The organism is Mycobacterium sp. MFM001, from assembly GCF_003402475.1.
GTDB lineage: Bacteria > Actinomycetota > Actinomycetes > Mycobacteriales > Mycobacteriaceae > Mycobacterium.
The window spans coordinates 37,743-62,829 of record NZ_BFAB01000001.1 but is presented as its reverse complement, the minus strand read 5'-3'; the positions used below and the strand labels follow the sequence as shown (position 1 = coordinate 62,829).

General features: G+C 66.7%; 26 protein-coding genes and 1 tRNA gene. 17 read left to right on the top strand and 10 right to left on the bottom strand.

The genetic code is table 11. The features are described from left to right. Nucleotides 1-33: 33 nt before the first annotated feature. Together MFM001_RS00315 and MFM001_RS00310 are read right to left on the bottom strand one after the other, a co-directional pair. Complete coding sequence (locus tag MFM001_RS00315) at nt 34-498, bottom strand: nuclear transport factor 2 family protein (RefSeq protein WP_371684937.1); 465 nt, start codon at nt 496-498, stop codon at nt 34-36. Next, the gene (locus tag MFM001_RS00310) at nt 498-1,106 is read right to left on the bottom strand and encodes a TetR/AcrR family transcriptional regulator (protein WP_116372447.1); all 609 of its coding nucleotides are present in this window, start codon (nt 1,104-1,106) and stop codon (nt 498-500) included. Before MFM001_RS00310 ends, MFM001_RS00315 begins: the two co-directional genes overlap by 1 nt. A gap of 39 nt (nt 1,107-1,145) precedes the next feature. Between MFM001_RS00310 and MFM001_RS00305 the strand changes: the two genes are divergently transcribed. Further along, nucleotides 1,146-2,366: a hypothetical protein gene (locus MFM001_RS00305; RefSeq protein WP_116372445.1), complete on the top strand. Its 1,221-nt coding sequence runs from the start codon at nt 1,146-1,148 to the stop codon at nt 2,364-2,366. 56 nt (nt 2,367-2,422) lie between these two features. On the opposite strand, the gene MFM001_RS00300 is transcribed toward MFM001_RS00305, so the two are convergent. Next, the gene (locus tag MFM001_RS00300) at nt 2,423-2,962 is read right to left on the bottom strand and encodes a TetR/AcrR family transcriptional regulator (RefSeq protein ID WP_116372443.1); all 540 of its coding nucleotides are present in this window, start codon (nt 2,960-2,962) and stop codon (nt 2,423-2,425) included. 47 nt (nt 2,963-3,009) lie between these two features. On the opposite strand from MFM001_RS00300, the gene MFM001_RS00295 reads away from it, so the two are divergent. The 5 genes from MFM001_RS00295 (at nt 3,010) to MFM001_RS00275 (ending at nt 9,296) form a co-directional block, all read left to right on the top strand. Further along, nucleotides 3,010-4,368: a cytochrome P450 gene (locus MFM001_RS00295; RefSeq protein WP_116372441.1), complete on the top strand. Its 1,359-nt coding sequence runs from the start codon at nt 3,010-3,012 to the stop codon at nt 4,366-4,368. A gap of 112 nt (nt 4,369-4,480) precedes the next feature. Continuing rightward, nucleotides 4,481-6,355, top strand: a complete 1,875-nt coding sequence (locus MFM001_RS00290; RefSeq protein WP_116372439.1) for an Hsp70 family protein — start codon at nt 4,481-4,483, stop codon at nt 6,353-6,355. A 158-nt stretch (nt 6,356-6,513) separates the two neighbouring features. Continuing rightward, the gene (locus MFM001_RS00285; protein WP_116372437.1) at nt 6,514-7,926 is read left to right on the top strand and encodes a hypothetical protein; all 1,413 of its coding nucleotides are present in this window, start codon (nt 6,514-6,516) and stop codon (nt 7,924-7,926) included. An 11-nt stretch (nt 7,927-7,937) separates the two neighbouring features. Beyond that, nucleotides 7,938-8,306, top strand: a complete 369-nt coding sequence (locus tag MFM001_RS00280) for a hypothetical protein (RefSeq protein WP_116372435.1) — start codon at nt 7,938-7,940, stop codon at nt 8,304-8,306. A 147-nt stretch (nt 8,307-8,453) separates the two neighbouring features. Then, a complete protein-coding gene (locus MFM001_RS00275) occupies nt 8,454-9,296 on the top strand; it encodes a family 16 glycosylhydrolase (RefSeq protein ID WP_192886815.1) in 843 nt (280 codons plus the stop codon). On the opposite strand, the gene MFM001_RS00270 is transcribed toward MFM001_RS00275, so the two are convergent. Further along, on the bottom strand, nt 9,293-10,864 hold the full coding sequence (locus tag MFM001_RS00270; protein WP_116372433.1) for a long-chain-fatty-acid--CoA ligase: 1,572 nt from the start codon (nt 10,862-10,864) through the stop codon (nt 9,293-9,295). The two genes, MFM001_RS00275 and MFM001_RS00270, sit on opposite strands and share 4 nt — an antisense overlap. A gap of 175 nt (nt 10,865-11,039) precedes the next feature. On the opposite strand from MFM001_RS00270, the gene MFM001_RS00265 reads away from it, so the two are divergent. After that, a complete protein-coding gene (locus MFM001_RS00265; protein WP_116372431.1) occupies nt 11,040-11,687 on the top strand; it encodes a hypothetical protein in 648 nt (215 codons plus the stop codon). Between the two features lie 191 nt (nt 11,688-11,878). Further along, nucleotides 11,879-12,490, top strand: a complete 612-nt coding sequence (locus tag MFM001_RS24705; protein ID WP_116373492.1) for a hypothetical protein — start codon at nt 11,879-11,881, stop codon at nt 12,488-12,490. 7 nt (nt 12,491-12,497) lie between these two features. On the opposite strand, the gene MFM001_RS00255 is transcribed toward MFM001_RS24705, so the two are convergent. After that, nucleotides 12,498-12,992, bottom strand: a complete 495-nt coding sequence (locus MFM001_RS00255; RefSeq protein WP_116372429.1) for a pyridoxamine 5'-phosphate oxidase family protein — start codon at nt 12,990-12,992, stop codon at nt 12,498-12,500. A 98-nt stretch (nt 12,993-13,090) separates the two neighbouring features. Here MFM001_RS00255 and MFM001_RS00250 point away from each other — a divergent pair, with 98 nt between their 5' ends. After that, nucleotides 13,091-13,420 (top strand): glyoxalase/bleomycin resistance/extradiol dioxygenase family protein, encoded by a 330-nt coding sequence (locus MFM001_RS00250; protein WP_116372427.1) that lies wholly within the window; start codon nt 13,091-13,093, stop codon nt 13,418-13,420. 45 nt (nt 13,421-13,465) lie between these two features. On the opposite strand, the gene MFM001_RS00245 is transcribed toward MFM001_RS00250, so the two are convergent. The 4 genes from MFM001_RS00245 to MFM001_RS00230 form a co-directional block, all read right to left on the bottom strand. Further along, nucleotides 13,466-14,323, bottom strand: a complete 858-nt coding sequence (locus MFM001_RS00245) for an Ig-like domain-containing protein (protein WP_116372425.1) — start codon at nt 14,321-14,323, stop codon at nt 13,466-13,468. A gap of 239 nt (nt 14,324-14,562) precedes the next feature. Further along, nucleotides 14,563-15,114 (bottom strand): DUF6036 family nucleotidyltransferase, encoded by a 552-nt coding sequence (locus MFM001_RS00240; protein ID WP_116372423.1) that lies wholly within the window; start codon nt 15,112-15,114, stop codon nt 14,563-14,565. Then, nucleotides 15,111-15,617 (bottom strand): helix-turn-helix domain-containing protein, encoded by a 507-nt coding sequence (locus tag MFM001_RS00235; RefSeq protein ID WP_116373489.1) that lies wholly within the window; start codon nt 15,615-15,617, stop codon nt 15,111-15,113. The genes MFM001_RS00240 and MFM001_RS00235 overlap by 4 nt, the downstream gene beginning before the upstream one ends. Before the next feature lie 278 nt (nt 15,618-15,895). Continuing rightward, a tRNA-Gly gene (locus MFM001_RS00230) sits at nt 15,896-15,969 on the bottom strand. A 76-nt stretch (nt 15,970-16,045) separates the two neighbouring features. Here MFM001_RS00230 and dcd point away from each other — a divergent pair. From dcd to MFM001_RS00190, 8 genes are all read left to right on the top strand, one after another. Continuing rightward, complete coding sequence (dcd, locus tag MFM001_RS00225; RefSeq protein WP_116372421.1) at nt 16,046-16,618, top strand: dCTP deaminase; 573 nt, start codon at nt 16,046-16,048, stop codon at nt 16,616-16,618. A 170-nt stretch (nt 16,619-16,788) separates the two neighbouring features. Beyond that, on the top strand, nt 16,789-18,231 hold the full coding sequence (locus MFM001_RS00220; RefSeq protein ID WP_238158871.1) for a hypothetical protein: 1,443 nt from the start codon (nt 16,789-16,791) through the stop codon (nt 18,229-18,231). Nucleotides 18,232-18,296: 65 nt separating this feature from the next. After that, on the top strand, nt 18,297-19,793 hold the full coding sequence (locus tag MFM001_RS00215) for a hypothetical protein (protein ID WP_192886814.1): 1,497 nt from the start codon (nt 18,297-18,299) through the stop codon (nt 19,791-19,793). A 164-nt stretch (nt 19,794-19,957) separates the two neighbouring features. Then, the gene (locus MFM001_RS00210) at nt 19,958-21,283 is read left to right on the top strand and encodes a UDP-glucose/GDP-mannose dehydrogenase family protein (protein WP_116372419.1); all 1,326 of its coding nucleotides are present in this window, start codon (nt 19,958-19,960) and stop codon (nt 21,281-21,283) included. A 4-nt stretch (nt 21,284-21,287) separates the two neighbouring features. Then, complete coding sequence (locus tag MFM001_RS00205; RefSeq protein WP_116372418.1) at nt 21,288-22,037, top strand: maleylpyruvate isomerase family mycothiol-dependent enzyme; 750 nt, start codon at nt 21,288-21,290, stop codon at nt 22,035-22,037. Between the two features lie 22 nt (nt 22,038-22,059). Then, on the top strand, nt 22,060-22,413 hold the full coding sequence (locus MFM001_RS00200) for a nuclear transport factor 2 family protein (protein ID WP_116372416.1): 354 nt from the start codon (nt 22,060-22,062) through the stop codon (nt 22,411-22,413). A 10-nt stretch (nt 22,414-22,423) separates the two neighbouring features. Further along, nucleotides 22,424-23,290 carry a glucose-1-phosphate thymidylyltransferase RfbA gene (gene rfbA / locus MFM001_RS00195; RefSeq protein ID WP_116372414.1) on the top strand — a complete coding sequence of 289 codons (867 nt, stop codon included), beginning with the start codon at nt 22,424-22,426 and terminating at the stop codon, nt 23,288-23,290. A 2-nt stretch (nt 23,291-23,292) separates the two neighbouring features. Further along, the gene (locus MFM001_RS00190) at nt 23,293-23,703 is read left to right on the top strand and encodes a DUF732 domain-containing protein (protein WP_116372412.1); all 411 of its coding nucleotides are present in this window, start codon (nt 23,293-23,295) and stop codon (nt 23,701-23,703) included. On the opposite strand, the gene MFM001_RS00185 is transcribed toward MFM001_RS00190, so the two are convergent. Next, on the bottom strand, nt 23,687-24,979 hold the full coding sequence (locus MFM001_RS00185) for a pyridoxal phosphate-dependent aminotransferase (protein ID WP_116372410.1): 1,293 nt from the start codon (nt 24,977-24,979) through the stop codon (nt 23,687-23,689). The two genes, MFM001_RS00190 and MFM001_RS00185, sit on opposite strands and share 17 nt — an antisense overlap. Nucleotides 24,980-25,087 lie beyond the last annotated feature (108 nt).

The following is a 25,087-nucleotide window of genomic DNA, read 5'->3' as shown; positions in this document are numbered from 1 at the left end:
GTGTCGCGTCGCGTCGTTCACACTCGCGGTGGTCTAAGCCAGCGCGCGACCGGGTTTCACCTTGAAGTCGAGGCCCGCCAACGACATTGTCGCCTCGTAAGTGCGGTCGTATCCCGTCGCGCAGATCCGCCAGCCGTCGGCGGTGCGCCGGTAGCGGTCGCGGTAGAACGCCGCGCCGATCAGCATGAAGTCGAACTCGGCGACGATGACACGATCCTGCAGATACCAGGTACCCGACGCCTCGTCGCCGTTGACCGTGATCTCGGGGTGGGTCACCCGGTGTTCGGTGATGATGTTCGGGCCCAACGCCGAACGCATGTAGTCGACCAGATCGTTGCGGTTGGTGAAATGCAGCTCTTCGCCGACCGACGACCCGTAGTCGCCTTGGACGTCCTCGGTGAGGGTCGCGGCGAAGTCGTCCCAGTGCTTCGTGTCCAGCCCGCGCAGGTACCGGTACTTGACCTGCTTGATCGCTGCGATGTCGTCGTGGGAGCTCATCACGACATTGGAGCACAGCGCTGGAGATAGTGCGTCACCATGTCGATCAGCGCGCGGCGTTCTCGCTGCCAGTCGACTGGCACGCCCATGATCATCTGTGCCAACACCACACCGCGCAGTGCGGCCCAAATCACCTCGGCCACACCGTCATTGGCGGGATCGTCGGTAATCAGCCGGCCCAACTGATTGATCGCGTCGTTCATCTCGACGAGATGCCGCCTTGAGCTCCAGCGGGTGGCCCGCAGGATCTCGAAGGCGGCCAGCGAGGTGGGGCTGGCGTAACAGCTCCATGCGGTGTCGACGACGACCTCGATGCGCTCGCGCAGCGGCAGCTCGCCGACGTCGGCCGACGACAGCGATTCGATCAGCTTGGCGACGCCGTCGTCGACGACGGCCATCAGCAGTCCGTTGCGGTCGCCGAAGTGGTACTGGATGACCCCCCACGTCACGCCGGCGCGTTCGGCGACGTGCTTGGCGGTGGCGGCGCCGAAGCCCTCCTCGGCGATGCAGCGGACCGTTTCGTCGATGATCTTTGCGCGGGTGTCGTCGCCGCGTTTGCGTGGCGCGGTCGTCTGCCTGGTAGGGGCGGCACCTGCGGTAATGGACATTGTTGACTTTATAACATAGTCATGACTATTTTTGGGCAGGTGAGTCGATCTCGCTATGCGCGGCTGTCCCGTGAGCAGCTTGCCGTTCTGGTTCCCGAGCTGCTGTTGATCGGGCACATGATCGACCGGTCCGGCATGGCGTGGTGCATCCAGGAATTCGGTCGCGAGGAGATGCTGCAGATCGCGATCGAGGAGTGGGCCGGCGCCAGCCCGGTCTACACCAAACGGATGCAGCGGGCTCTCAAGTACGAGGGCGACGACGTGCCCACCATCTTCAAGGGCCTGCAGCTCGACATCGGCGCGCCGCCACAGTTCATGGATTTCCGCTACACCGTTCACGACCGCTGGCACGGCGAATTCCATCTCGACCACTGCGGCGCGCTGCTCGACGTGGAGCCGATGGGCGACGAGTACGTCTTCGGCATGTGCCACACGATCGAGGACCCGACGTTCGACGCGACCGCGGTGGCGACCAACCCGCGCGCGCAGATGCGGCCGATCCATCGGCCGCCGCGGGAGCCGTCGGACCGGCATCCGCACTGTGCGTGGACGGTGATCATCGACGAGTCGTATCCGCCTGCCGAGGGTATTCCGGCGCTGGGCGTCGTGCGCCAAACCCGCGCTGCCACATGGGAACTCCCGGATGTCAATCGGTCTGAGGAAGGCCAGCCCGACTACTCGGGCCCGCTGGTGTCCGACCTGGACTTCGGCGCCTTTTCGCATTCGGCGCTGGTGCGCATGGCCGACGAGGTCTGCCTGCAGATGCATCTGTTGTATCTGTCGTTTGCGATCGCGGTGCGGGCTCGCTGCACAGATGATGTGGCCGCCTCCGTGGGCACTCGCCAGTTGATCGGCGTGGCCGGACTCGGCGCCGAACGCATTCACCGGGCGCTGTCGCTGCCCGCCGGCGTCGAGGGCGTTCTCAAGGTGTTGGAGTTACATCCGCTGCTGAATCCTGCTGGCTACGTCGACGCAGATGTGACGGACCGGTTGGTCGTCCGCCATTCACCGGCCCACGACGACGGTGCCTGGATGTCGCTGTGCTCGCCCGAGTCGACGCAGCCGCTGCAGGCGATCGCCACCGCGGTGGACCCATACGTCGCAGTGCAGGCCAGCGGGACCAGCACCGACTGGACTGCCGAATTCGCCGAAACAGACACCGCGGCAAAGGAACTGCCGGAGGTGTCGGTGGCCAAGGTCAGCGGCGGTTCGACGTTCCAGTTCCAGCCGCGGCGATCACTACCGCTCACTGTGGTCTGAATTCATTCTGCGTCCACGGCGCGGGCCTCTCGAACTTTTGCGCCATAACCGCAGAGTCAACGCGTGGCCGCCGCCAAGGCGCCGACCGCCCGTCGCAGCACATCTGGTTCCGGACGCCGCGACGGGTCGAGGATCCACTGCACCATCAGCCCGTCGACAAGAGCGAGCAGGATCGACGCCACCGACTCGGCGCCGGAACCGCCACCCAGCGCCGCCGCGATATCACGGCGGAATTCGTCGTAGTAGCTGGCTAATTCGCGTCGGGCGTGCTCGGAGCGCTGCGCGTGCGCGAATGCCTCGACGAAGCCGGCCAGCAGTTCCCGGTGCGCCTCGAAGACGTCGTACAACCCGTCGGCCGCATCGGCGACACCGGTCTCTGCGTCCGCCGCCATCGAGGTCTGAAAGCTTTTGATCCACCGTCGAGAACTCTCGACGATCGCCGCATTCAACAACGCCTCGGTCGAACCGAAGTGATAGCGGATGGCGCCGAGGCTGACCCCGGCGGTGCTCGCCAGATCGCGTGCACGGGTGCCGCCGAATCCGTGTTCGCGAAGACACACGATCGCCGCTTCCAGCAGGGCCTCGCGGTTGCCCATCAAACTCCTTGCACAAATGTCTTAAGACAGCTGTATCATACCGAAGTATGGTGTCCGGGCCGTCACGCCGCCAATCATTGCGGTACTGGGCGCAGATGCTGCGCGACCCACTGGCCGCCTACATCGCGCTTCACCGCGACTACGGCGACGCCGTGCGAATCCCCCTGACGGCCAAGCACACCTACTTCCTGCTCAGCCACCCCGAACACGCCGAACACCTGCTCGTCGCGCACCAGGACCGCTACGTCAAGGCCTTCACCTACCGCCCGCTGAAGGCGATTCTCGGCGACGGCCTGCTGACCAGTGAGGGCCGGACCTGGCAGCGGCACCGCCGCCTGGTCCAGCCGGTGTTCAGCCACCGCCACGTGCAATCGTTCGCCCCGGCCGTCGTCGCGGCCGCCCGGAACCGGGCGAACCAGTGGGCGCCGGGAACCACCGTCGACGTGGCCGACGAAATGCGGACACTCACTATGCAGGTGATCGGGCGGGTGCTGTTCGGTATCGACCTGGCCGCCGACGCCCAGCCCGTGGGGCGTGCGGTTGCCCGGCTGCAGAGCGCCGCGGTGATGGCCAGCATTGCGCTGTCCGGCGTTGGCTCGCCCCAGCGGGCGCGGTGGCTGGCCGAGCACTTGATCCCCGGTGCCGGTCGTGCCGCGACCACGCTGGATTCACTGGTCACCCGAATCGTCGACGCGCGCATCGCCACTCCGCACGACGAGCCCAGCGACCTGCTGGATCTGCTGCTCACCGCCGAAGCGGACGAGGAGCCATTGAGCCGCAACGAGATTCAGGACGAGGTGATGACGTTGGTGCTGGCCGGCCACGAAACCACCTCCAACACACTGACGTGGGCATTGACGTTGTTGTCGCGCTATCCGGCAGCGCGCGACCGGTTGGTCGCCGAGGTTGACGAAGTGGTCGGCAACAAAGACCCGCAGGCCGACGACATGGCATCACTGGAATGGACGCAGGCGGTGGTGTCCGAGACCATGCGGCTGTATCCGCCGGCATGGACCATCGAGCGCGACGCGGTCGCCGCCGACAACATCGCCGGTGTCGAGGTGACCCCCGGTGACACCGTGGCGATTTCGCCCTACCTGCTGCATCACCACCGCGAATTCTGGCCCAACCCCGAGGGATTCGACCCACGCCGATTCCTCTCCGACGAGGCGGCGAAACGGCCGCGGTACGTGTTCTTGCCGTTCGGCGGAGGTCGCCGCATCTGCGTGGGTGCCGGCCTTGCGCAGCTGGAAGCGACGATGGCGCTGGCCACGCTGGCACAGTCGGCCCGCCTGGATCTGCTGCCCGGTACGGTCGTGCGCCCGCGCGCCGATATCACGCTGCATCCGCGCGGCCCGGTGGTCATGAGCGTCGCCGCACCGGTGCGCACTGTCTCACTTCGGTGACACAACCGCATCGACCGGATACCAACCGCGATGTGGCTGGCCTTGATGGGCCCCAACCGCAGCTATGGTGAACGCTGGCCGCCGACCGCTCACGACGCAAGGTATTCACTTTATGTACGACCCGTTGGGGTTATCGATCGGGACCACCAACCTCGTCGCGGTGCGTAACGGGAGTCCACCCGTCACGCGCCGCTCCATGTTGACCCTATTTCCCCATCGCACACCGCAACTCGGCGTGCCCACGGACAACACGGATCCCACCGGGACCGGCACAGTGGTCAGCGACTTCGTTGAGCGGATTGGTCACTCGGACGCGGTGGTATCCCTCGACGGATCGACGCACGACCCGGCGCTGTTGCTGGTCGAGGCGCTGGACGCGATGATCTCAGCGGCCGGGGCCGACGCCTCGACATCGGAGATCACGATTGCCGTTCCCGCACACTGGGAACCGCAAGCCGTGCAAGCGCTGCGTGACGCGTTGCGCACCCACCCTGGCTTTGTCCGCAGCGGTATAGCTCCCCGGCTGGTTTCCGACGCCGTCACCGCATTGATTGCGCTGAACTCTGGTGCGCGTCTGCCTGTCCGCGGTGTGGTCGGCCTGCTGGACTTCGGCGGCGGCGGCACCAACATCACGCTGGCCGACGCCGGCTCCGGCTTTACGCCCATCGGTGAAACACTGCGCTACGCCGAGTTTTCCGGCACGCACATCGATGATGCACTGCTGGTTCACGTCCTGGATGCTGTCGGCCACACCGACCAGGCAGACCCTGAGAGCACTGCGGCCGTGGGCCAACTCGATCAGGTGCGCGAGGCGTGCCGTAAAGCCAAAGAGCGGTTGTCCACCGAGACGGTGACCGCGGTAGACGCCGAACTTCCCGGGCGTCGCGCCACTGTCCAGGTGAGCAGAGCCCAGCTGGAGAGGCTGATCGAGGATCGGCTGGGCGGTGTGTTCTCCGCATTCGACGAAGCGTTGTCCCGGAACAAGATTGACCGCGACGAGCTCGCGGCGGTGGCGATGGCCGGCGGCGGCGCCAGCATCCCTCTTGTGGCCCAACGGCTTTCGTCTCATGCCAAATTGTCCGTGGTGACCGCGGTCAAGCCGGCACTGGCCATGGCGGTCGGTGCGGTGATGCTTTCTTCACGCGAGCCGGGCGAGCAGCAAGAAAACCAAGCCGAGCCGGCGACGGCAATGGCCGCAGCGGCGAGCACCGCGACCGGCACCTTCGCCGCGAACACCGGCACATTCGACGCCCCGACCGGCGGCTTCGGCACCGGCTCTTTCGGAATCCCCACCGACGGCGCGTTTTTCGACGAGGAGCCGTCATCGACGCTTCCGAAGGCGGAACTGGCCTGGTCGGAGGCCGACGACGCCGGCGACGAGCCGCTGTTTTACACCGGCGATCCGTACGACGACGGGGGCGCCCCACCGTCTCAGTACCTGCCCACCTTGCGGCCGGACGAGCCGCGGCGACGAGGCCGCCTGGCACAGCTACTGCTTGGCCTCGGCGCGTTGGTCGCGATGTTCGCAACCGGCGGGGTGGCGTACTCCTTGACCAGCACCACCGGCCACCAGGCGCCGCCCGCGCCGACCAGCCGCCCCTCCGCGCCTCCTCCGCCGCCGAGCTCCCAGCCGCCGTCGCCCAGCCCGGTGGCGCCCCCGCCGCCCAGCGCCGCACCGACGCCCAGCGTCGCACCGCCACCGCCCACCACCGAGGCGCCTCCGCCGCCCCCGCCGCCGGTGACCACGACATACCGGCCGCCGCCCAGCACCAGCACACAGCCACCGACGACGACCACCACAACCACCACGACGACGACCACAACCACCACGCCGCCGCCATCGTCGACCACGACCACCACCACGACCACGGTGCCGATGACCACGGAATACCTGACCATTCCGTTGGTGCCGGTCCCGATACCGGTCCAGGTGCCGCAGAATCAGGCCCCGGCTCCGCAGAATCCGTTCTTGAACCCTGGCGGTTGACGCCGGGTAGGGTGGAATTGCCCGGTTCGGCGGGGCTGACGCCGTCCAGCTAGCCCGTGAAGTAACACCGCACAGCACAGCGGCGACGAAGTAGGTAGGCGGCCGGCGCGGCGCACTCCTCCGCCAGACCGTGGCCAGCAAGGGACTTTGGAGGAGTCGTGGACATCGTTCTTGGTGTGTCGATGGCACCAACAGCGGTCCGCATGGTGCTCGTCGAAGGCGAAGACGCCGACGGCGTCGTCGTCGAACAAGAATGCTTCGAGGTCGGCGGCTCAGCGCCGGCGAGTGCGCCTGAGCAGGTGATTGCGGCCATCCTCGGTACCCGGGAAGGCGCCGCCGAGGGCGGCTCCCGGTTGATGTCGACCGGGGTGACCTGGACCGACCCCAGAGAAGTCGGCGCGCTGCGCAACGCACTGTCCACCCGCGACCTGCGAAACGTCATGCTGGTGTCCCCGCTGCTCGCAGCGGCTGCGCTGGCCCAAACCGTCGGCCACGCACTGGGCTACGAGTACACCGCCTTACTGTTCGTCGAGGCGGAAAGCGCCACCCTGGCCGTCGTGGACACCTCCGACGGTTCGATCGTCAACCTGCACCGCCAGCAGGTGACGTGCTCGCCGTATACCGGGCAGGCGGCCGCCGATCTGGCCACGATGGTCGAGCGCCTGGACGGGCTGGAGACACGCCCGAGCGGCGTGTTCATCGTCGGTTGCGGCGTGGACATCTTCCCGATCAAGCACCACCTGGAAGTGGCGGCCGCGATCCCGGTCAGCGTCGCCGAGGAGCCGGACATGGCGCTGGCTCATGGCGCGGCGTTGGCGTCGGCGAACGCGCCGTTGTTCGCCTCGTCGACCGCCGCGCTGGCGTACGCGCTGGACCCGGGAACCGGCGAGGTGAACCGGGACGTGCTTGCGCCGGCCTATCTCGACGTGTGCGCCGATGCCGTGGTCGACACCGGCGCCCTCGCCTACAGCGCTGTCCAGGACGACGACGACGTCGAAAGCCGGCCGCACCGGCCGCTGCTGGTGATCGGTAGCGGGGTGGCCGCGCTTCTCCTCATCAGCGTTGTGGCGCTGGTGATTTCGCTGGCCGCCGATGTCCGCCCGACCGTCGGGCAGCAGCCGCCCAGCGCGAACGGAAGCGTCGCGGTGCCCACCAAGCAGGCGCCGCCCAAGCCGCCGCCTGCCGCGGCCGCGCCCTCTACGCCGGCCGCGCCACCACCACCGGCGCCTCCGCCGCCGTCGGCCGCGCCACCGCCGCCGGCACCGTCGTCGCAGGCCCCCGAAACCATCACCGAGCCGGCGCCAGTGGTGCGTCAGGCGCCGCAGCGGGTGGCCAACCCGGCTCCGGTTCACCAGGCGCCGCCACGGCAGGCGCCGGCCTACGTGCCGCCGGCCGCACCGCAAGAAGCGCCGCCCCCGGCTGCGCCGCCGCCACCACCCCCGGCCGCGCCGCCGCCGGCGCCGCCCGCGCCGCAGATGCCGCCGATGACGATGTATCTGCACCTGCCGTTCGTCACGGTGCCGATCCCGATCAACCCACCACCGCCGCCGGCGCCTCCGCCGGGACCGTAGGAGCAACTGCCATGAGCGAGAACGGTCCGTTCGGATTTGACCCCGAAGACTTCGAACGAGTGCTTCGCGAAGCAACCGAGGGTCTGCGGGACGCGTTTGGCAGATTGCTCACGAACGAGCGGGCCGGATGGACCGGCTTCATCGACGAGTTCACCCGACGGGCGCGACCACGACCCGAAACCGCCGGAGAAGCAGGCGACGGGGTGTGGGCGATCTACACCGTCGACGCCAACGGCGGCGCCCGCGTCGAAGAGGTCTATGCGACCGAGTTGGATGCGTTGCGCGCGAACAAGAACAACACCGACCCGGCGCGCCGGGTTCGGTTCCTGCCGTACGGCATCGCGGTCAGCGTCCTCGACGATTCCGACCAGACGTCGTAACCCCACGTCGGCGACATCGGCCGCGGCGCGCCGCCGGATTCGGATGCGCAGCCCGGCCGGCGCATGGTTTCATAGCACCGTTTGAGAGTTGTTCCCGCGGGTATGTACCCGTCCGGCGTGTGGGCTCGATCGATGGGTGGTGCAGGGATGGATCGTCGCAGCGTGATGTTGATGTTCGGGATCGGCGCCGTGGCAGCCGCAGCGCCTCTCCCCAAGGCCCGGGCTCATCCGTCGCGACCAACTGCACCGGCACCTGGCGCCACAACCGGGGGTTACCTATTCCACGACGAGTTCGACGGCCCGGCCGGTTCCGCCCCCGGTGGAAACTGGGCGGTGTCGAACTACCGGACCCCGATCAAGAACCCGGTGGGCTTCGATCGACCCGAATTCTGGTACCAGTACCGGGATAGTCGGCAAAACGTGTTCCTCGACGGCAAGTCCAACCTGGTTCTACGCGCCACACATGACGGCGACACCTATTTCGGCGGTCTCGTCAGCGGCAATTGGCGGGGAGGGATCGGGACGACGTGGGAGGCCCGGATAAAGCTCAACTGCCTTACCGCCGGCTGCTGGCCCGCCTTCTGGTTGTCCAACGACTTCCCCGGCCGCGAAGGCGAAGTCGACCTCGTCGAGTGGTATGGCAACGGGACATGGCCTTCCGGAACCACCGTCCACGCGGATCCGTTCGGCACCGCTTTCGAGACCCAGCCGATCGGGGTGGACGGCAACTGGCACAACTGGCGGGTCACCTGGAATCAAACCGGTTTCTACTTCTGGGAAGACTACGTCGACGGAGCCGAGCCATACTTCAGCGTCCCGGCCACCGGCATCGAAGATCTCAACGATCCGATCCGCAAGTGGCCGTTCAACGACCCCGACTACACGATGTTTCCGGTGTTCAATCTCGCGGTTGGTGGTTCGGGCGGCGGCGACCCGGCGGGCGGGAGCTACCCCGCGGAAATGCTCATCGACTGGATACGCGTCTTCTAAACGGTCGCCCGCTCGCGGCCCTGCCAATATTGCTGGCGCAGATCCTTTTTCAGGATTTTTCCAGTGGGGTTGCGGGGCAGCTCGTCCTTGATGTCGACGCTCTTCGGGCACTTGTAGTGCGCCAGCCGCTCGCGTGCCCAGTCGATCAGCTCGGCTTCGGTTGCCTCGCCTTCCAACGTGACGACGGCCTTCACGGATTCGCCCCAGCGTTCGTCGGGCACGCCGAACACCGCAACCTCCATCACTGCCGGGTGTTCGGCGAGCACCCGCTCGACCTCGATCGAGTAGATGTTCTCGCCGCCGGAGATGATCATGTCCTTGAGCCGGTCTTCGACGTAGATGTAGCCGTCGTCGTCGACGCGGCCGATGTCGCCGGTGCGGAACCAGCCGTCTTCGGTGACTGCTTCGGCCGTCGCGTCCGGCCGGTTTAGGTAGCCCTTCATCAATTGTGGTGTGCGGAACCACAATTCGCCGGGCTGGCCGGTGGGTACGTCGGCCAGCGTGTCCGGGTTGACGACTCGCAGCTCGGCGTTCGGGATCAGGGTGCCGGCGCTGACCAGCCGCTCGGGATGGCTTTCATCGCGGTGCGCGTCGGGCATCAGATGGCTGATGACGCCGCAGACTTCGGTCAGCCCGTACACCTGAATGAAGTCGGTGTTCGGCCACGCTTTCAACGCGGCGCGCAGCAGCGGTAGCGGCATCGGCGAGGCGCCGTAGCAGTACGTCTTGAGTTGGCCGAAGAGCTTGATCGCGTCCTCGCCGGATTCCAATACCTTGGCCAGCACCGCCGGCACCAGGAAAGTTCGGTTGGCGCCCTGCAGGATTGCGCCGGCCAGCGACGCGCCGTCGACGTCGCGGGTCATCACGCTCGGCACGCCGTCGTAGATGCCGAACTGGACGTAGGACGAGCCGCCGACATGGAACAGCGGCATCGACACCATGTTCTTGTCGCCCTCGTCGAAGTCCCACCCCTCGTGCGCATTGACGGTGTGCGCCAAGACGTTTGCCTGCGTGAGCGCGACTCCCTTTGGGCGGCCGGTGGTTCCGGACGAATACATCACCATGCACACGTCGTCGGGTTCGACGTCGGCGCCGCGTTGGACCGGTGACGCGTTCGCGAGCAGCGCCTCATACTCGTCGTCGTCGCCGCCGTTGGGCGTGACCTCGATGATGTGCTCGACGTTGGTGAGCTTGTCGCGGATCTTGTCGACGGTCGGTTCCAGCTCGCTGCCGACGATCAGCACCTTGGCGCCGCAGTCGTTGATGACATAGTCGAGCTCGTCGCCGGCGAGCCGGAAGTTGATGATCGCGTTGGCGGCGCCGATCGATGCCGCGGCCATTGTCAGCTCGACGCAGGCCGGGTGGTTCTTGTCGAGGAACGCCACGACGTCGCCGCGCTTGATGCCCATCTCAGTCAATGCGCCGGCGAGCCGCCTGACCCGGTCGTTCCACTGCCGCCAGGTCCACGTGCGGTCGAGGTAGGTGAACGCCTCGGCGTCGGGCTTGGTGTCGGTCCAGTGGGCCAACCGGTCGTCGAGGAAGCGGGGCTGCGGCAGCTGCTCGGTCATGCCCTCGAGCGTGCCACCTGGGTTGCGGCCGAAAAACCCGTCCGGCGGAATAGCCGCCTGACCTGCGCAGACGGTCGGTAGCTGGGCCGGTCTGCGAGTGGAGCAAAGAGCCCGTCAGGTGGCGACCGTTACCCGATTGTGACTATTCCTCCATTTGCTCGTATCCTGTTCGACCATGGGGAGGCACCGATTAGCCAAGAAGCGCCGAAAGACGCCGGCTGTCATGGCTGCAGCCATCGGCCCGGCCGCCGTCTTCTTTGCCGTGGCCGGCAGCGCTCGCCCACCCGGGGCCGGCGGCGAGGCCGCACCGGTTGCCGACGCGCCATGCTGCCTGCAGGTCGTGGCGGCAGCGCCTAATCGGTCGGCACAGTCCGGCGCGCCGGATTCCGGCGAGTCGATGCCGGCATCGCGAATGCGGGTGGTTCACGAGCGTCCGCCGGAGTTGCTCCCACCGGGAAAGGCTCCCGAGCGCGGGCTACAGGTCAGGACGATCTTGGTGGAGCGCACCATCAGCGCGATCTTCCCCGAGATTCAAACCATCGGCGGTGTCCGACCGGATGCGCTGCGGTGGCATCCGAACGGGTTGGCGCTCGACGTGATGATTCCCAACCCCGGCAGCGACGAGGGCATCGCGCTGGGGAACCAGATCGTCGCTTTCGTGCTCCAAAACGCCGACCGGTTCGGGATCCAAGATGCGATCTGGCGCGGCACGTACTACACACCGAACGGCCCGCAAGGGTCCGGATACGGCCACTACGACCACGTCCACATCACCACCACCGGCGGCGGATACCCCACCGGCAACGAGGTTTACATTCGCTGAGCGCGCCTCAGCCGGTTCGGTAACGACGGCCGAAGGTCACCTTTTGGAAACGGCGCCGCGCGCCGCGTTTCGTGTGGCACACCGACTGCTAACAATTGGACGGTCGTCTAACCGCGACATCGGTATGGCTATGCGGTTCTGCACCACCAGTTGGCTGTGGAACTCTCGGAGCGCGAATGAAGGAGTCGGTGATGATGCGCTTTGATCGATTGGGCATCAAAGTCATTGCCAGCGCTGGGTTGTGGGGGACCGCTGTAGCGTTGAGTCCGGTTGCGGCGGCGGCGCCGCTGATAACGGGCGGTGGCTACGCGTGCGTCCAGGGGATGTCGGGCGATGTCGCGGCCGGTGGTCCGGCGGCGGCCGCCGCCGGAGCTGGAGCCGGTGCTGGTGCCGCAGGTTCGTGCGGCCCGGCCAGCGCTCCGCTCACCGACATGGCTGGTGTTCCGCTGGCTGTGCCCGGGCCCGTCGGTGCTCCTGTAGGCGCACCTGTGCCGGTGGGGGCACCGGTGCCTGCGGGTGCCCCCGTCCCCGCGGGTGCGCCTGTTCCGGTGGGCGCTCCCGTCCCAGTGGGCGCGCCGGTGCCTGCGGGTGCTCCGGTTCCGGCAGGTGCTCCCGTGCCGGTGGCTCCGGTGATCCCGGCTGGTGCTCCGCTGATTGCGCTTGGCGGCGCGCCAGCTGGTGCTCCACTCGTCGACATGTCCGGGACCTACGCGGGCAAGGGTGACCCGACTGGTCCGGCGCCGGCCGGCGGGCCGGTACCCGGCCAACCGGTTGCGCCCGGTCCTTCGGACACGGCCAGCTAGCCCTGCTTCAGGGTTGATTTCGTTCGGCCAGATCCTTCAGGAATCGCGGCATGCGGCCGGCGCCGAAGTCGTAGTAGCGCACCCAGTTCGGCGTGATCGCAATTCGCGCCATCTGGTCGTACATTTCGCGGACATCCTGCTCGAACTTGGCTGCTGCTTCGGCGTCCATGGCTTTCCTGGCCGCGGCGAGGTATTCCTCGACTGGGCCGTCGACGATCTGGACGTTCGCCTGCCCGCGTACCGAGAGGGCTCGCGCCTGCTCGGGGGTGTCGCCTGTGTCGATGGCCAGCGCAACGGCCGGGCGAACCGACAGCGCCGTGACCTTCGGCGCAGTTGTGGCCGTGGCGATAACGAATTGCGTTCCAGTCCAAAAGAATCCGACGGGAACGACCCGAGGTGTCTCGTCGTTCCCGATGTAGGCGAGGTGAGCGGACGACGTTGACGCGAGCAACTTCTGCGCGCCGGGCGTCGACAGTTCGTCATCGATCTGCTGCTGGTCCATCGTGTTCTCCTACCGGTTATCCGAGAGACCCGTGCGAGACTAGCGCCATAGCCGCCGCGTCCGTTCCTCCACCTGGGTACCACTCGGTTACGCCGCGGATGGTGGTTAACGACCTAACCGGTGTGGTCGCCTTCCTGCGGAGGGTGTTCGGGGCGACGGGCCACGTCGAAGCGGATCGGCCAGCGGAGGTGTGCATCGGGGACTCGCTGGTCCTGGTGTCGGAAGCCGGTCAGCGAGAGCCTTTTCCAGCGTTCCTCTACGTGTACGTCGACGACGTCGATGCGACATACAGGGTGGCGCTAGATGCCGGTGCGGTGATGATCGAGCCGCCTCTGGACACCCCGTATGGTGATCGCCGGGCAATGGTGCAGGACACGTCTGGCAACGCTTATCAGATCGCCAGACGGCAAGTAGGCTCAACCGCATAGCACTGGCCACTCGGGTTTGGAAACGCTAAACGCTTACAGCGTAAGTCATCTCGGTGCGGTGCTTGCTGGGGCAAGCCGCCGTGGTCGTTCTATTCCCGATTCCTGCACAATCACCGGGTCGCCGATGTTGACGGTGTTGTAGTACCACTCGGCGTCCGCGGGACTCAGGCTGATGCAGCCATGGCTGACATTCTCAAAGCCCAATGATTGGACAGCCCATGGAGCCGAATGCACGAACAGGCCACGCTTGGTGATGCGTACCGCATACTCCACCGGGAGCCGGTAACCGTCGGGATTGGTAACCGGGATGCCGACGCTGCTCGAATCCATGATCACCGAGCGTTCCTTGGACAGAACGGTGTACGTGCCGACGGGCGTCGAGTATTCCGGCCGACCCATCGAGGCCAGCAGCACTCCCTCTTCGCCCCAGTGAGGCCGGTGATGCGGGGCCGGTCGTGGCGGCGGCGGTCCGGCCCCCACTCCGTCGATGGTGACGGTGAAGGTGTGTTCCGCGATATCGGCAACGCCGACGACGGCAGGGCCGGTCTTGAACTCCGTGGCCACGCCGCCGACCGACAGCGCCACGGTGCTGTGCGCCGGCCAGAATCGGTCGGGCACCCATTGCACCGCGTCGTCCTCGAGCCAATCGAAATGGCCGCTCATCGCGGGCGCCGACTTGACTTGAATGGCGCGCTCGGCAGCGGGTCGATTGGCAACGGGCGCGCTGAAAGTCACCACGACGGGGTGGGCGACACCCACGGTTTGGCCCCCAGTTGGTAGAACCGATGCGACCGCGAACCGATACGACTGGCTCGTCGCCGCCAGGCCTACGTCGGCCGGCCCGGCAACCACCGTCGCAGCGGTCCCGATCAGCGCAAGAACGCACCGGAGACCCGCACGCATGGCCCCATTCCTTTTCATTTGACAAAGTTGTAATAGATGGTAGGGCTGGCCTGGCGGGCGGAAGCGCAAGGGCGCGTTAGCAATTCGGTCAAGGCTTCGTCACGTTTCGGCTACGGCGAACAACGTTGGAACTGGGGCCGGACGAAGCGGCCGCTCGATCTAATCGACCTTCCGAAAAGCGCGCTTCGGGACGGCCCGAACACCTCCCATACCGCTTGAACCTTGCCAGGGCATCCCGACTACTTTTTCTTACGGCAGTAATAGTCCAACCACGCTTCAATGCGCTCGCCGATACGCGGATCGGTCTCCGCAGGAAGCCTGGAAGTTCGTTCCCGAATTACCGCCGCATCTAGGAGTCCGCCACGAATCAGCGCCAGGACGAAATCGAGGTCCTTTGGCCGCCCAGCAGCAAGTTTTGAGATCGCAAGGTCGTGCGGATCGAGAAAGCGCGGCCTAGCAGGCTTCGAGGATTGAAGCTCCCAACTTACGAGGCGGTCCTGCCACCCTTCGGGCAGCGTGGCCACATCGATGTGGACACCCTCGGCGTAGATGCCATGTTCTTCATGAAACGTTGACATCTCGCCGATGGCGCCCTCGACCTCATCCGCCTTGTTCCTCCCCGGATCATCAAGGAAGGCTATGTCAGCCTCTTGGGAGGCCGTGGCTTCTGGAGGGAGGTCCGCTTCGTCAAACGACCCAAGGATCGACTGCGAGCCAAGCACAAGCACATCCGCATCATGGGCGATATTGCATGCCGAACGGAGCAGATGAGCCAGTTGCTGTCGGTTCACCCTGCTAGCGCCCGCTTGTGCTCCCGATTCCAGTGATCCTTGAAGGTTCGCAGGACTCGCAGTCTCGTCTCCTCGGGCAATACGCCGGCAAACGGAGAGTTTTGGCGTAGTTCCCGCGCCTCCTGCGAGGGACTGTTAATGACCTCCACAATCGCGTCTAAACCGTCGTCGAGCACTCGCTTCCACTCTTCGAAGTAGCGCACGGTCATTCCGTCAGGACGATGCATGCTGGTCCAGCGATCGAGGTTGTCGCGAGCCTTCGATATCACAGCGTTTGGTTCAGCGAGCATTTGTGTCAACAACGCCTGATGTAGCCGCAACGACTTTTCTTCTTCGCGCGTGAGTTGGTTGCCCACGAGACGGTCGACTTCGCGGCGCGGGACACGTCGATGAGCGCCTACACGAACGTAGTCGAGCTCGCCGCGGTCACACAGATTGGCGACATGCTGGCGCGAGACGCCGAGCAACCGAGCGACTTCACCTGTCTTAAGCATTGTCTCCATGGAACTATCCTCCTGCATAAACACAAAAAACACAACGCCCCTGTCAGCGAGGTATTCCTGCGCCAATACACCTTGCTGTCGCTCGCTTAGGTCGGTGTGGTCTGGGAGAACCCAGTAGACGGTCGCTGCCCGACCTACCGCCGGAGCATTCGCGATGGTGGGTCGCCGATTCGCCGCTGACGGGCATCTCGCGGCGGCCACACCGAAAGGCGATACTTTGAAGCAGCCGGCAACAGTTTCAATCGGGGACAATCGAACGCCGTTCGCCCGGCTCAACTTGGAGCCGATGACGGGAATCGAACCCGCGTTCTCAGCTTGGGAAGCTGATGTTCTGCCATTGAACTACATCGGCGCGATTGATCGGAAAGGCTAGCATCCAGCGCGGCGTCGCTCATCCACACCAGGGATGCCGGGGATACGCTCGTCGCGTGCTGCTCTCCGATCGCGACCTGCGAGCCGAAATCGCCGCCGGCCGCCTGGGCATCGACCCGTTCGACGACACGCTGGTTCAGCCGTCCAGCGTGGACGTCCGCCTCGACAGCATGTTCCGGGTGTTCAACAACACCCGATACACGCATATCGACCCGGCCCAGCAGCAGGACGAGCTGACCAGCCTGGTGCAGCCCGTCGACGGCGAGCCGTTCGTGCTGCATCCCGGCGAGTTTGTGCTGGGGTCGACGCTGGAGCTGTGCACGTTGCCCGAGGACCTGGCGGGCAGGCTGGAGGGCAAGTCGTCGCTGGGGCGGCTGGGCCTGCTGACCCACTCGACCGCGGGATTTATCGATCCGGGTTTCAGCGGACACATCACGCTGGAGCTCTCCAACGTCGCCAACCTGCCCATCACGCTGTGGCCGGGAATGAAGATCGGCCAGCTGTGCATCCTGCGGCTGACCAGCCCCGCCGAGCACCCCTACGGCAGCGCCCGGGCCGGCTCGAAGTACCAGGGTCAGCGGGGGCCGACGCCGTCCCGCTCGTACCAAAACTTCATCAAATCGACCTAGGCACGGCCGCCGGCTGCCAGGTTGCTTTAAGCGTCGGCAGGTAGGGTCGAAGTATCAGGGTCAAGAGACGCATGTACTGCGCTGCCCGGACCGCGAGCGGCTAGCAAACTACTTAGGAGGAAGTAGTGGACACCGTACTCGGTGTGTCGATGGCACCGTCGACGGTCCGCATGGTGCTGGTAGAAGGCGAGAACGCCGACGGTGTCACCATCGACCAGGACAACTTCGACGTCACCTCGAACGGCAGGCCGGCAAACACTGTTGCCGCGGATCAGGTGGTCTCGGCCATCCTGGGCACCCGCGAGGGCGCTGCCGAGGGCGGCTACCACCTGGCCTCGACTGGCGTGACGTGGAGCGACCAGTTCGAGGCCGCCGCTCTGCGCGACGCGCTGGCCGCCCGCAAGATCGAAAACGTCATGCTGGTGTCGGCGTTTTTGGCCGCGGCCGCGCTGGCCCAGGCCGTCGGCACCGCCACCAACTACTCCAATACCGCGCTGTTGTTCATCGAGCCGGACACCGCCACCCTTGCGGTGGTCGACTCCTCCGACGGGTCGGTCTCCGAGGTGCGCCGCCGGCCCCTCCCCGAGGACGACGACCAGGCCGTCGCCGAGATCACCAAGCTGGCCGCCAGCGCCGACCGCTTGGAATCGCGGCCCGAGGGATTGTTCGTCGTCGGTTCCGGGGTGGACATCCCGCTGATCAAGCCGGCGCTGGAGGCGGCGACGACGCTTCCGCTCAGCGCTCCGGAGGAGCCGGACCTGGCGCTGGCCCGGGGCGCTGCGCTGGCATCAGCGCATGCGCCGTTGTTCTCGTCGTCGACCGCCGCGCTGGCTTACGCGCAGGACCCCGGCACCGGCGCGGTGGACCCGTATGCCGTTTCTCCGGGCTACCTGGCCGCGGCTGACGTCGACTCGGGTGGCGAGGCCCTCGCCTACAGCGCCATTCCCGACGAGGATGCCGACGCCTACACCGCCGAGGGCCCAGACGCCTACGTCGACCTCACCGGCGAGGAAGAGATCCTTGACTCCGGCATGCTGGACTTTCGGGCCGCAGCGGCCGAGCAGTCCGCTCGCAAGCCGTTTCTGACCGCGATGAGCGTGCTGACGATCTTCGTCGTCGGCGTTGTGGCCCTGGTGATTTCGCTGGCGGTCAGCATCCGGCCGACCGTCAACCAGCGGCCCAGCCTCGGCCAGAACGTCGTCGCACCGACCAAACAGGCCGCGCCCGCGCCGCCGAAGACGCCACCGCCGGCTGCGGCGCCCGCCCCGCCCAAGACAGCTGCGCCGGCACCGGCACCGGCACCCCCGCCGGCTGCGGCCCCGGCTCCCGCTCCTGCACCCGCCCCGGCTCCCGTGGCGGCGCCCGCGCCAGCCCCGGCTCCTGCCCCTGCGCCTCCGCCTGCGCTGCCGCCACCTCCACCTCCGCCGGTGTTGCCGCAGCTGGGCCAAATTCTTGCCCCGCCGCCGCCGGGGCCGCCGGTCCAACCGTGGGGCGGTGATCACGGCGGTGGTGGCTGGGGCCATGGCCGCGGCGGTGGCCGTGGCCACGGCGGAGGCCCCCCGGGCATCAAGGTTCCGCTGGCTCCCGGGCTCAACCTCGGCATCGGGTTCTAAGCGCCTGGCCGCCGAAAACGGGTATTCCTAACCCAACACTTGGCGGCATTGAATTTGGAGGGGAAATGGAGACCGTACTTGGTGTGTCGATGGCGCCCTCGACGGTTCGCATGCTGCTGGTCGAAGGCGAAAACGGCGACGGTGTCACCGTCGAGCAGGAGGACTTCGACGTCGACGGCGGCTCAGCACCGCAGACCGCACCCGAACAGGTCGTTTCGGCGATCCTGGGAACCCGCGAAGGCGCCGCCGAGGGCGGCTATGAGCTCATGTCGACGGGGGTGACCTGGACGGACCAGGCGGAGGCAGCCGCCCTGCGGGACGCCCTGGCCGCCCACAAGGTCGAAAACGTCATGCTGGTGTCGGCGTTTCTGGCCGCGGCGGCGCTGGCGCAATCGGTCGGCAGCTCGGTGGGCTACGGCCGGACCGGGCTGTTGTTCCTCGAACCGGACACCGCGACGATGGCCATCGTCGATTCCGCCGACGGCTCGATCACCGAAGTGCGCCGCGAGCCGCTGAAAAGCGGCGACACCGCCGGCGAATTGGCAGCCCTGGTCGCCGATATGCAGACGCTGCCATCGCGGCCCGACGGGCTGTTCATGGTCGGCTCCGGAGTGGACATCGCGCCCCTCAAACCCCAGCTGGAGGCGACGACGTCGCTGCCGGTGAACGCCCCTGAAGAGCCCGAGACGGCGCTGGCCCGCGGGGCGGCGCTGGCATCGGCGCATGCGCCGTTGTTCTCGTCGTCGACCGCCGCGCTGGCCTATGCGCAAGACCCCGGCACCGGCGCGATCGACCCCTATGCCGTGACGCCGGGCTACCGCCCCGAACTTGATGACGCCGCCAGGCCCGACGGCGGCGAAGCCCTCGCCTACAGCGCCGTCGCCGATGACGAAGCCAACGCCCCCACCGCTTACGCCAACCAGCAGGACGTGCAGACCGGCGCATTTCCCGAGGCCGGTAAGCGGGGACGCCGGCCCGCGGCGCTGGTGGCGAGCGCGGTGGCCGCGGTCTTTGTGGTCGGCGTCGTCGCACTGGCGGTTGCGCTGCTGATGACGATGCGCCCGTCAGTCGGTGAGAAGCCGAATCCCGGGCACCCGATGGTGGTCCCGAGCAATCAGGCGCCGCCGCAGCAGTCGCCGCCGGCCGCGCCTCCTCCGCCGTCCGCGGCGCCGCAGGCCCCCGCAGCGCCGTCCCCGGCACCCGCGGCTCCCGCGCCGGCCCCGGCAGCTCCGGCACCGGCAGCGCCCGCTCCTGCTCCCGCGGCGCCCGCTCCTGCTCCCGCAGCCCCGGCTCCCGCTCCCGCGCCCGCGGCTCCGGCACCAGCGCCGGCACCCGCTCCGGCTGCGCCGGTCCCCGTCCCCGTCCCAGTTCCCGTCGGCCCGGGGGTCGGGGGCGGCGGGATTCCCGGTATCCCCGGCGGCGGCGGCATTCCGGGCATCCCGGGTGGCGGCGGAGGCGGCCATGGTGGTGGCGGAGGTCACGGCGGCGGCCATGGTGGCGGCCATGGTGGCGGCGGCGGAATCCCCGGCGTTCCGGGAATCCCCGGCATCCCGGGCCTGTAGCTCCGGCCGGTTGTGCGGTTTCATACGCGACACGCCGACGCGGGCGTATGAAACCGCACAGTCGACGCGGCGATGGCCGAACGCAGCAAACTGTCATCTGGCGTTCGCCTGTCGCTTGGTAACCGGACACGGTTAGCTCGTCGCGGCCGCCTACACACGGTGTTATGCGATGCACCGTCTTCGGCACGGGCTATCTGGGTGCTACCCACGCCGCCGGGATGGCCGAATTAGGGCACGATGTCGTCGGCGTCGACATCGATCCCGGCAAAATCGCCAAGCTAGCCGGCGGTGACATCCCGTTCTACGAACCCGGACTGCGAAAGATGTTGAGCGACAACATCGCCGCGGGCCGTTTGCGGTTCACCACCGACTACGAGATGGCCGCCGAATTCGCCGACGTGCACTTCCTCGGCGTCGGAACCCCGCAGAAGAAGGGCGAATACGGCGCCGACCTGCGTCATGTACACGCCGTCATCGACGAATTGGTGCCACGACTGACGCGGGCCGCCGTCATCGTCGGCAAATCCACTGTGCCGGTGGGCACGGCGGCTGAACTGGGCCGACGCGCCCACGCCATCGCACCACAAGGCGTCGACGTCGAAGTGGCCTGGAACCCCGAGTTCCTGCGCGAGGGATTCGCTGTGCACGATACCTTGCAGCCCGACCGCATTGTCCTTGGCGTGCAAGACGATTCGACGCGCGCTGAACTCGCGGTACGTGACCTGTATGGGCCGCTGCTGGAGGCCGGCGTGCCGTTTCTGGTGACCGACCTTCAGACCGCGGAATTGGTCAAGGTGTCCGCCAACGCCTTTCTGGCAACCAAGATCTCGTTCATCAACGCGGTCGCCGAGGTCTGCGAGGCCGCCGGCGCCGACGTCACGATGCTGGCCGACGCGCTCGGGCACGACCCGCGCATCGGTCGGCGATGCCTCAACGCCGGCTTGGGTTTCGGTGGCGGCTGCCTGCCCAAGGACATCCGCGCATTCATGGCCCGCGCCGGCGAATTGGGCGCCAACCAGGCGCTGACGTTCCTGCGCGAGGTCGACAACATCAACATGCGCCGGCGCACCCGGATGGTCGAATTGGCCACCACCGCCTGCGGCGGCTCGCTGCTGGGTGCCAACATCGCCGTGCTCGGCGCCGCCTTCAAACCCGAATCCGACGACGTGCGTGACTCGCCGGCGCTGAACGTCGCCGGCCAACTCCAGCTCAACGGCGCCGCGGTCAACGTCTACGACCCCAAGGCCCTGGACAACGCGCACCGCGTGTTTCCCACCCTCAACTATGCGGTGTCGGTGGCCGAGGCGTGCGAACGCGCCGACGCCGTGCTGGTACTCACCGAGTGGCGCGAATTCGTCGACCTCGACCCCCGCGAGCTTGCTGATCGGGTGCGCGCCAAGGTGATTGTCGACGGCCGCAACTGCCTGGACGTCGCCCGCTGGCAGCAGGCGGGTTGGCGGATGTACTGCCTGGGGCGGCGCGTAACCTGACCGCGTGGACTACGTGGCAGCACTGCTCGAGCAAAACCACGCCTTCGGTGAGGTGATCCGCAGCGCCGACCCGTCGACCCCGGTGCCGACGTGTCCGGAGTGGAGCCTGCGGCAGCTGTTCCGCCACGTCGGCCGCGGAGACCGCTGGGCGGCGCAGATCGTCCGCGACCGGCTCGACCACTTCCTCGACCCCCGCGACGTCGAGGAAGGTAAGCCGCCGCCGGATCCCGACGGCGCTGTCTCCTGGCTGCACGGCGGCGCGCAGCTGCTGGTCGACGCCGTCGAGCAAGTCGGTGCGGATACCCCGGTGTGGACATTCCTGGGGACGCGCCCGGCGCAGTGGTGGATTCGCCGCCGGGTGCACGAGGCCGCCGTCCACCGCGCCGACGCCGCGCTCGCCGTGGGCCTCGACTACACCCTCGCGCCCGAGTTGGCGGCCGACGCCATCACCGAGTGGCTGGAGCGGGCGACGCTCCAAGCCGGCAGTGACGGGGCCCCTCTTCACGCGGGCGACACCGTGCATCTGCACGCCACCGACGACGGCCTCGGCGAGGCCGGCGAATGGACCCTCCGCGCCGACGGCGGACACATCACCTGGTCACACGACCACGGCAAGGGCACGGTGGCGCTGCGCGGACCCGCCACCGACCTGCTATTGGCCGTCACTCGACGAGTTGCGGTCGCCGACACCGATATCGCGGTGTTCGGCGACTCCGCGGTGTGGCAGAACTGGCTGGACCACACGCCGTTCTAGACGGCGCGGTACGTTGCAGATCATGACGACATCGGAAATCGCCACCGTGCTGGCATGGCACGACGCCCTCAACACGTCGGACATCGACACCTTGATCGCGCTGTCCAGCGATGACATCGAAGTCGGCGACGCGCATGGTGCCGGGCAGGGCCATCAGGCGCTTCGGAAATGGGCCACCGAGCGCGCCCAGACCGCGGAGCTGGGCAGGATGTTCGTGCACGACGGCGTCGTCGTCGTCGAACTCAAGGGCGCCAACGGCGCTGCGGCGGCGGCATTTCGGGTCGTTCACGATCACGTCACCTCGGTGTTCCGGCATGATGACCTGGAATCGGCTTTGGCGGCAACCGAGCTCACCGAGGCCGACCTGGTCGACTGAGGAGTAGCTGATGCGCGGAATCATCTTGGCCGGCGGTTCGGGCACACGGCTTTATCCGATCACCATGGGCGTCAGCAAGCAGCTGCTGCCCGTGTACGACAAACCGATGATCTATTACCCGCTGTCTACGTTGATGACGGCCGGTATCCGCGACATCCTGGTCATCACCACCGGTCACGATGCGCCTGGCTTCCACCGGCTGCTCGACGACGGCGCGGCATTCGGTATCAACATCAGCTACGCGGTGCAAGACCGGCCCGACGGCCTGGCCCAGGCATTCGTGATCGGCGCCGACCACATCGGCACGGACTCGGTGTCATTAGCGTTGGGAGACAACATCTTCTACGGCCCGGGTCTGGGCACCAACCTGCGCCGTTTCCAAACCATCAGTGGTGGTGCAATTTTCGCCTACTGGGTGGCCAACCCGTCGGCTTACGGAGTGGTCGAATTCGGCGACGACGGCATCGCGCTCTCGCTCGAGGAAAAGCCGGCCACGCCCAAGTCGCACTACGCGGTGCCGGGGTTGTACTTCTACGACAACGACGTGGTCGAGATCGCCCGCGGCTTAAAGCCGTCGGCGCGCGGCGAATACGAGATCACCGAGGTCAACCAGATCTACCTGAACCAGGGCCGGCTCGCCGTCGAGGTACTCACGCGCGGCACGGCCTGGCTGGACACCGGAACATTCGATTCTCTGCTGGACGCCAGCGACTACGTCCGCACACTGGAACGACGGCAGGGCTTGAAGATCGGCGTGCCGGAGGAAGTGGCGTGGCGGATGGGCTTCATCGACGACGAGCAACTGGCGCGTCGCGCGGAGAGCCTGGTCAAATCCGGCTACGGCGACTATCTGCTGCAGTTGCTCGAACAGCGCTGAGGATGACGACAACACCCAACCCGCAGCCGATCCGCGGCGGAGCTGTTCTGGTTGCGCTGGTCATCGCCCTCATCGTCGTTGGCGCAGTGTCGTTTTCCTACTGGAAACGTGACCATCCCACGCCGACGGAGTCGACGTCGACTTCACCGGCTGCTACCTCGCCGCACGCGATGGACAAAGATGGCCGGTTCCTGTGGCTGCTGTCCAGCGAAGGCATTGAACTATCCCGGTCGACCGATGTTGCGGTCAACGATGCGCACCGCGTTTGCTCACGACTGGAGCGCGGCGAAAGTGAAGAGCAGGTTGTTGCGGACATCGTCGAAGGATCGCCGGACCTGACACCTGATACTGCAGCCGATTTCGCGGACATCGCCAGGGAAGTGTTTTGCCCCGAGGTCACTGGCGGTAGCTGACCAGGAAGTTACCCAGTCGCTCGATCGCGTGCGAGAGGTCACGCGCCCACGGCAGCGTCACGATCCGCAGGTGATCCGGTGCGGGCCAATTGAATCCAGTGCCCTGGGTGACCAGGATCTTCTCCTGCAGGAGTAGGTCCAGCACAAGTTGCTCGTCGTCCTCGATGTTGTACACCTCGGGGTCCAGCCGGGGGAAGGCGTACAGCGCGCCGGCCGGCTTGACGCAGGAGACGCCGGGGATCTCGTTGAGCTTGGTCCAGGCGACGTCGCGCTGTTCACGCAGCCGACCGCCGGGCAACACCAAATCCTCGATGCTCTGGTGCCCACCCAGCGCCACCTGGATCGCATGCTGCGCAGGAACATTCGGGCACAACCGCATATTCGCCAGCAAGTGGATGCCTTCGATGAAGCTGCTGGCGTGGTCTTTGGGTCCCGTGATTGCCAACCAGCCGGCCCGATACCCGGCCACCCGATAGGCCTTCGAGAGCCCGTTGAACGTCAGGCACAACACGTCCGGCGCTACCGAGGCCATGCTGATGTGCTTGGCGTCGTCGTAGAGGATCTTGTCGTAGATCTCGTCGGCAAGCAGCAGCAGCTGATGCTTGCGCGCCAAATCGGCCATCTGCGTGAGGACTTCGCGACTGTAGACGGCGCCGGTCGGATTGTTCGGGTTGATCACCACCAGCGCCTTGGTGCGTTCGGTGATCTTGGATTCCAGGTCGGCGATATCGGGCTGCCAGTCCTGCGTCTCGTCGCACAGGTAGTGCACCGGGGTGCCGCCCGCCAGCGAGGTCGACGCCGTCCACAGCGGATAATCGGGCGCGGGAATCAATACTTGGTCGCCGTTGTCGAGCAGCGCTTGCAGGGTAAGAGTGATCAGCTCCGAGACCCCGTTACCCAGATAGACGTCGTCGACGTCGAATCGCGGGAAGCCCTCGATGAGTTCGTAACGGGTGACGACGGCACGTCGCGCCGGCAGGATGCCTTTGGAGTCCGAATAGCCCTGCGCGTACGGCAGTGCCTGGATCATGTCGCGCATGATCACGTCGGGTGCTTCGAATCCGAACGGTGCCGGGTTGCCGATGTTGAGCTTGAGGATGCGATGGCCTTCGGCCTCTAACCTCGCGGCGTGATCGTGCACCGGGCCGCGGATTTCGTAGAGTACGTCTTGCAGCTTCGACGACTGCGCGAACGTGCGCTGCCGCGGCTGGTGGCCCATGGCAGACCAGGGCAGCTGATGCGTAGTCACGTCCACCATGGTGCCATGGCCGTCCACTGGAAATTTGCTAAAGCCGGATAAGCCCAGGAAAACAGGTAGCCAATTACTCACGCGGTGGGTTGCTGTGCCGCCGTAGAGTGCCGCCATCACCGAACATGTGAGGCG

What these genes read in the sequence shown, in the direction of transcription:
- MFM001_RS00315 (WP_371684937.1), bottom strand. Translation starts at nt 498, where the DNA reads ATGAGCTCCCACGACGACATCGCAGCGATCAAGCAGGTCAAGTACCGG.
- MFM001_RS00310 (WP_116372447.1), bottom strand. Translation starts at nt 1,106, where the DNA reads ATGTCCATTACCGCAGGTGCCGCCCCTACCAGGCAGACGACCGCGCCA.
- MFM001_RS00300 (WP_116372443.1), bottom strand. Translation starts at nt 2,962, where the DNA reads ATGGGCAACCGCGAGGCCCTGCTGGAAGCGGCGATCGTGTGTCTTCGC.
- MFM001_RS00295 (WP_116372441.1), top strand. Translation starts at nt 3,010, where the DNA reads ATGGTGTCCGGGCCGTCACGCCGCCAATCATTGCGGTACTGGGCGCAG.
- MFM001_RS00290 (WP_116372439.1), top strand. Translation starts at nt 4,481, where the DNA reads ATGTACGACCCGTTGGGGTTATCGATCGGGACCACCAACCTCGTCGCG.
- MFM001_RS00280 (WP_116372435.1), top strand. Translation starts at nt 7,938, where the DNA reads ATGAGCGAGAACGGTCCGTTCGGATTTGACCCCGAAGACTTCGAACGA.
- MFM001_RS00275 (WP_192886815.1), top strand. Translation starts at nt 8,454, where the DNA reads ATGGATCGTCGCAGCGTGATGTTGATGTTCGGGATCGGCGCCGTGGCA.
- MFM001_RS00270 (WP_116372433.1), bottom strand. Translation starts at nt 10,864, where the DNA reads ATGACCGAGCAGCTGCCGCAGCCCCGCTTCCTCGACGACCGGTTGGCC.
- MFM001_RS00265 (WP_116372431.1), top strand. Translation starts at nt 11,040, where the DNA reads ATGGGGAGGCACCGATTAGCCAAGAAGCGCCGAAAGACGCCGGCTGTC.
- MFM001_RS24705 (WP_116373492.1), top strand. Translation starts at nt 11,879, where the DNA reads ATGATGCGCTTTGATCGATTGGGCATCAAAGTCATTGCCAGCGCTGGG.
- MFM001_RS00255 (WP_116372429.1), bottom strand. Translation starts at nt 12,992, where the DNA reads ATGGACCAGCAGCAGATCGATGACGAACTGTCGACGCCCGGCGCGCAG.
- MFM001_RS00250 (WP_116372427.1), top strand. Translation starts at nt 13,091, where the DNA reads ATGGTGGTTAACGACCTAACCGGTGTGGTCGCCTTCCTGCGGAGGGTG.
- MFM001_RS00245 (WP_116372425.1), bottom strand. Translation starts at nt 14,323, where the DNA reads ATGCGTGCGGGTCTCCGGTGCGTTCTTGCGCTGATCGGGACCGCTGCG.
- MFM001_RS00235 (WP_116373489.1), bottom strand. Translation starts at nt 15,617, where the DNA reads ATGGAGACAATGCTTAAGACAGGTGAAGTCGCTCGGTTGCTCGGCGTC.
- MFM001_RS00220 (WP_238158871.1), top strand. Translation starts at nt 16,789, where the DNA reads ATGGTGCTGGTAGAAGGCGAGAACGCCGACGGTGTCACCATCGACCAG.
- MFM001_RS00215 (WP_192886814.1), top strand. Translation starts at nt 18,297, where the DNA reads ATGGAGACCGTACTTGGTGTGTCGATGGCGCCCTCGACGGTTCGCATG.
- MFM001_RS00210 (WP_116372419.1), top strand. Translation starts at nt 19,958, where the DNA reads ATGCGATGCACCGTCTTCGGCACGGGCTATCTGGGTGCTACCCACGCC.
- MFM001_RS00200 (WP_116372416.1), top strand. Translation starts at nt 22,060, where the DNA reads ATGACGACATCGGAAATCGCCACCGTGCTGGCATGGCACGACGCCCTC.
- rfbA (WP_116372414.1), top strand. Translation starts at nt 22,424, where the DNA reads ATGCGCGGAATCATCTTGGCCGGCGGTTCGGGCACACGGCTTTATCCG.
- MFM001_RS00190 (WP_116372412.1), top strand. Translation starts at nt 23,293, where the DNA reads ATGACGACAACACCCAACCCGCAGCCGATCCGCGGCGGAGCTGTTCTG.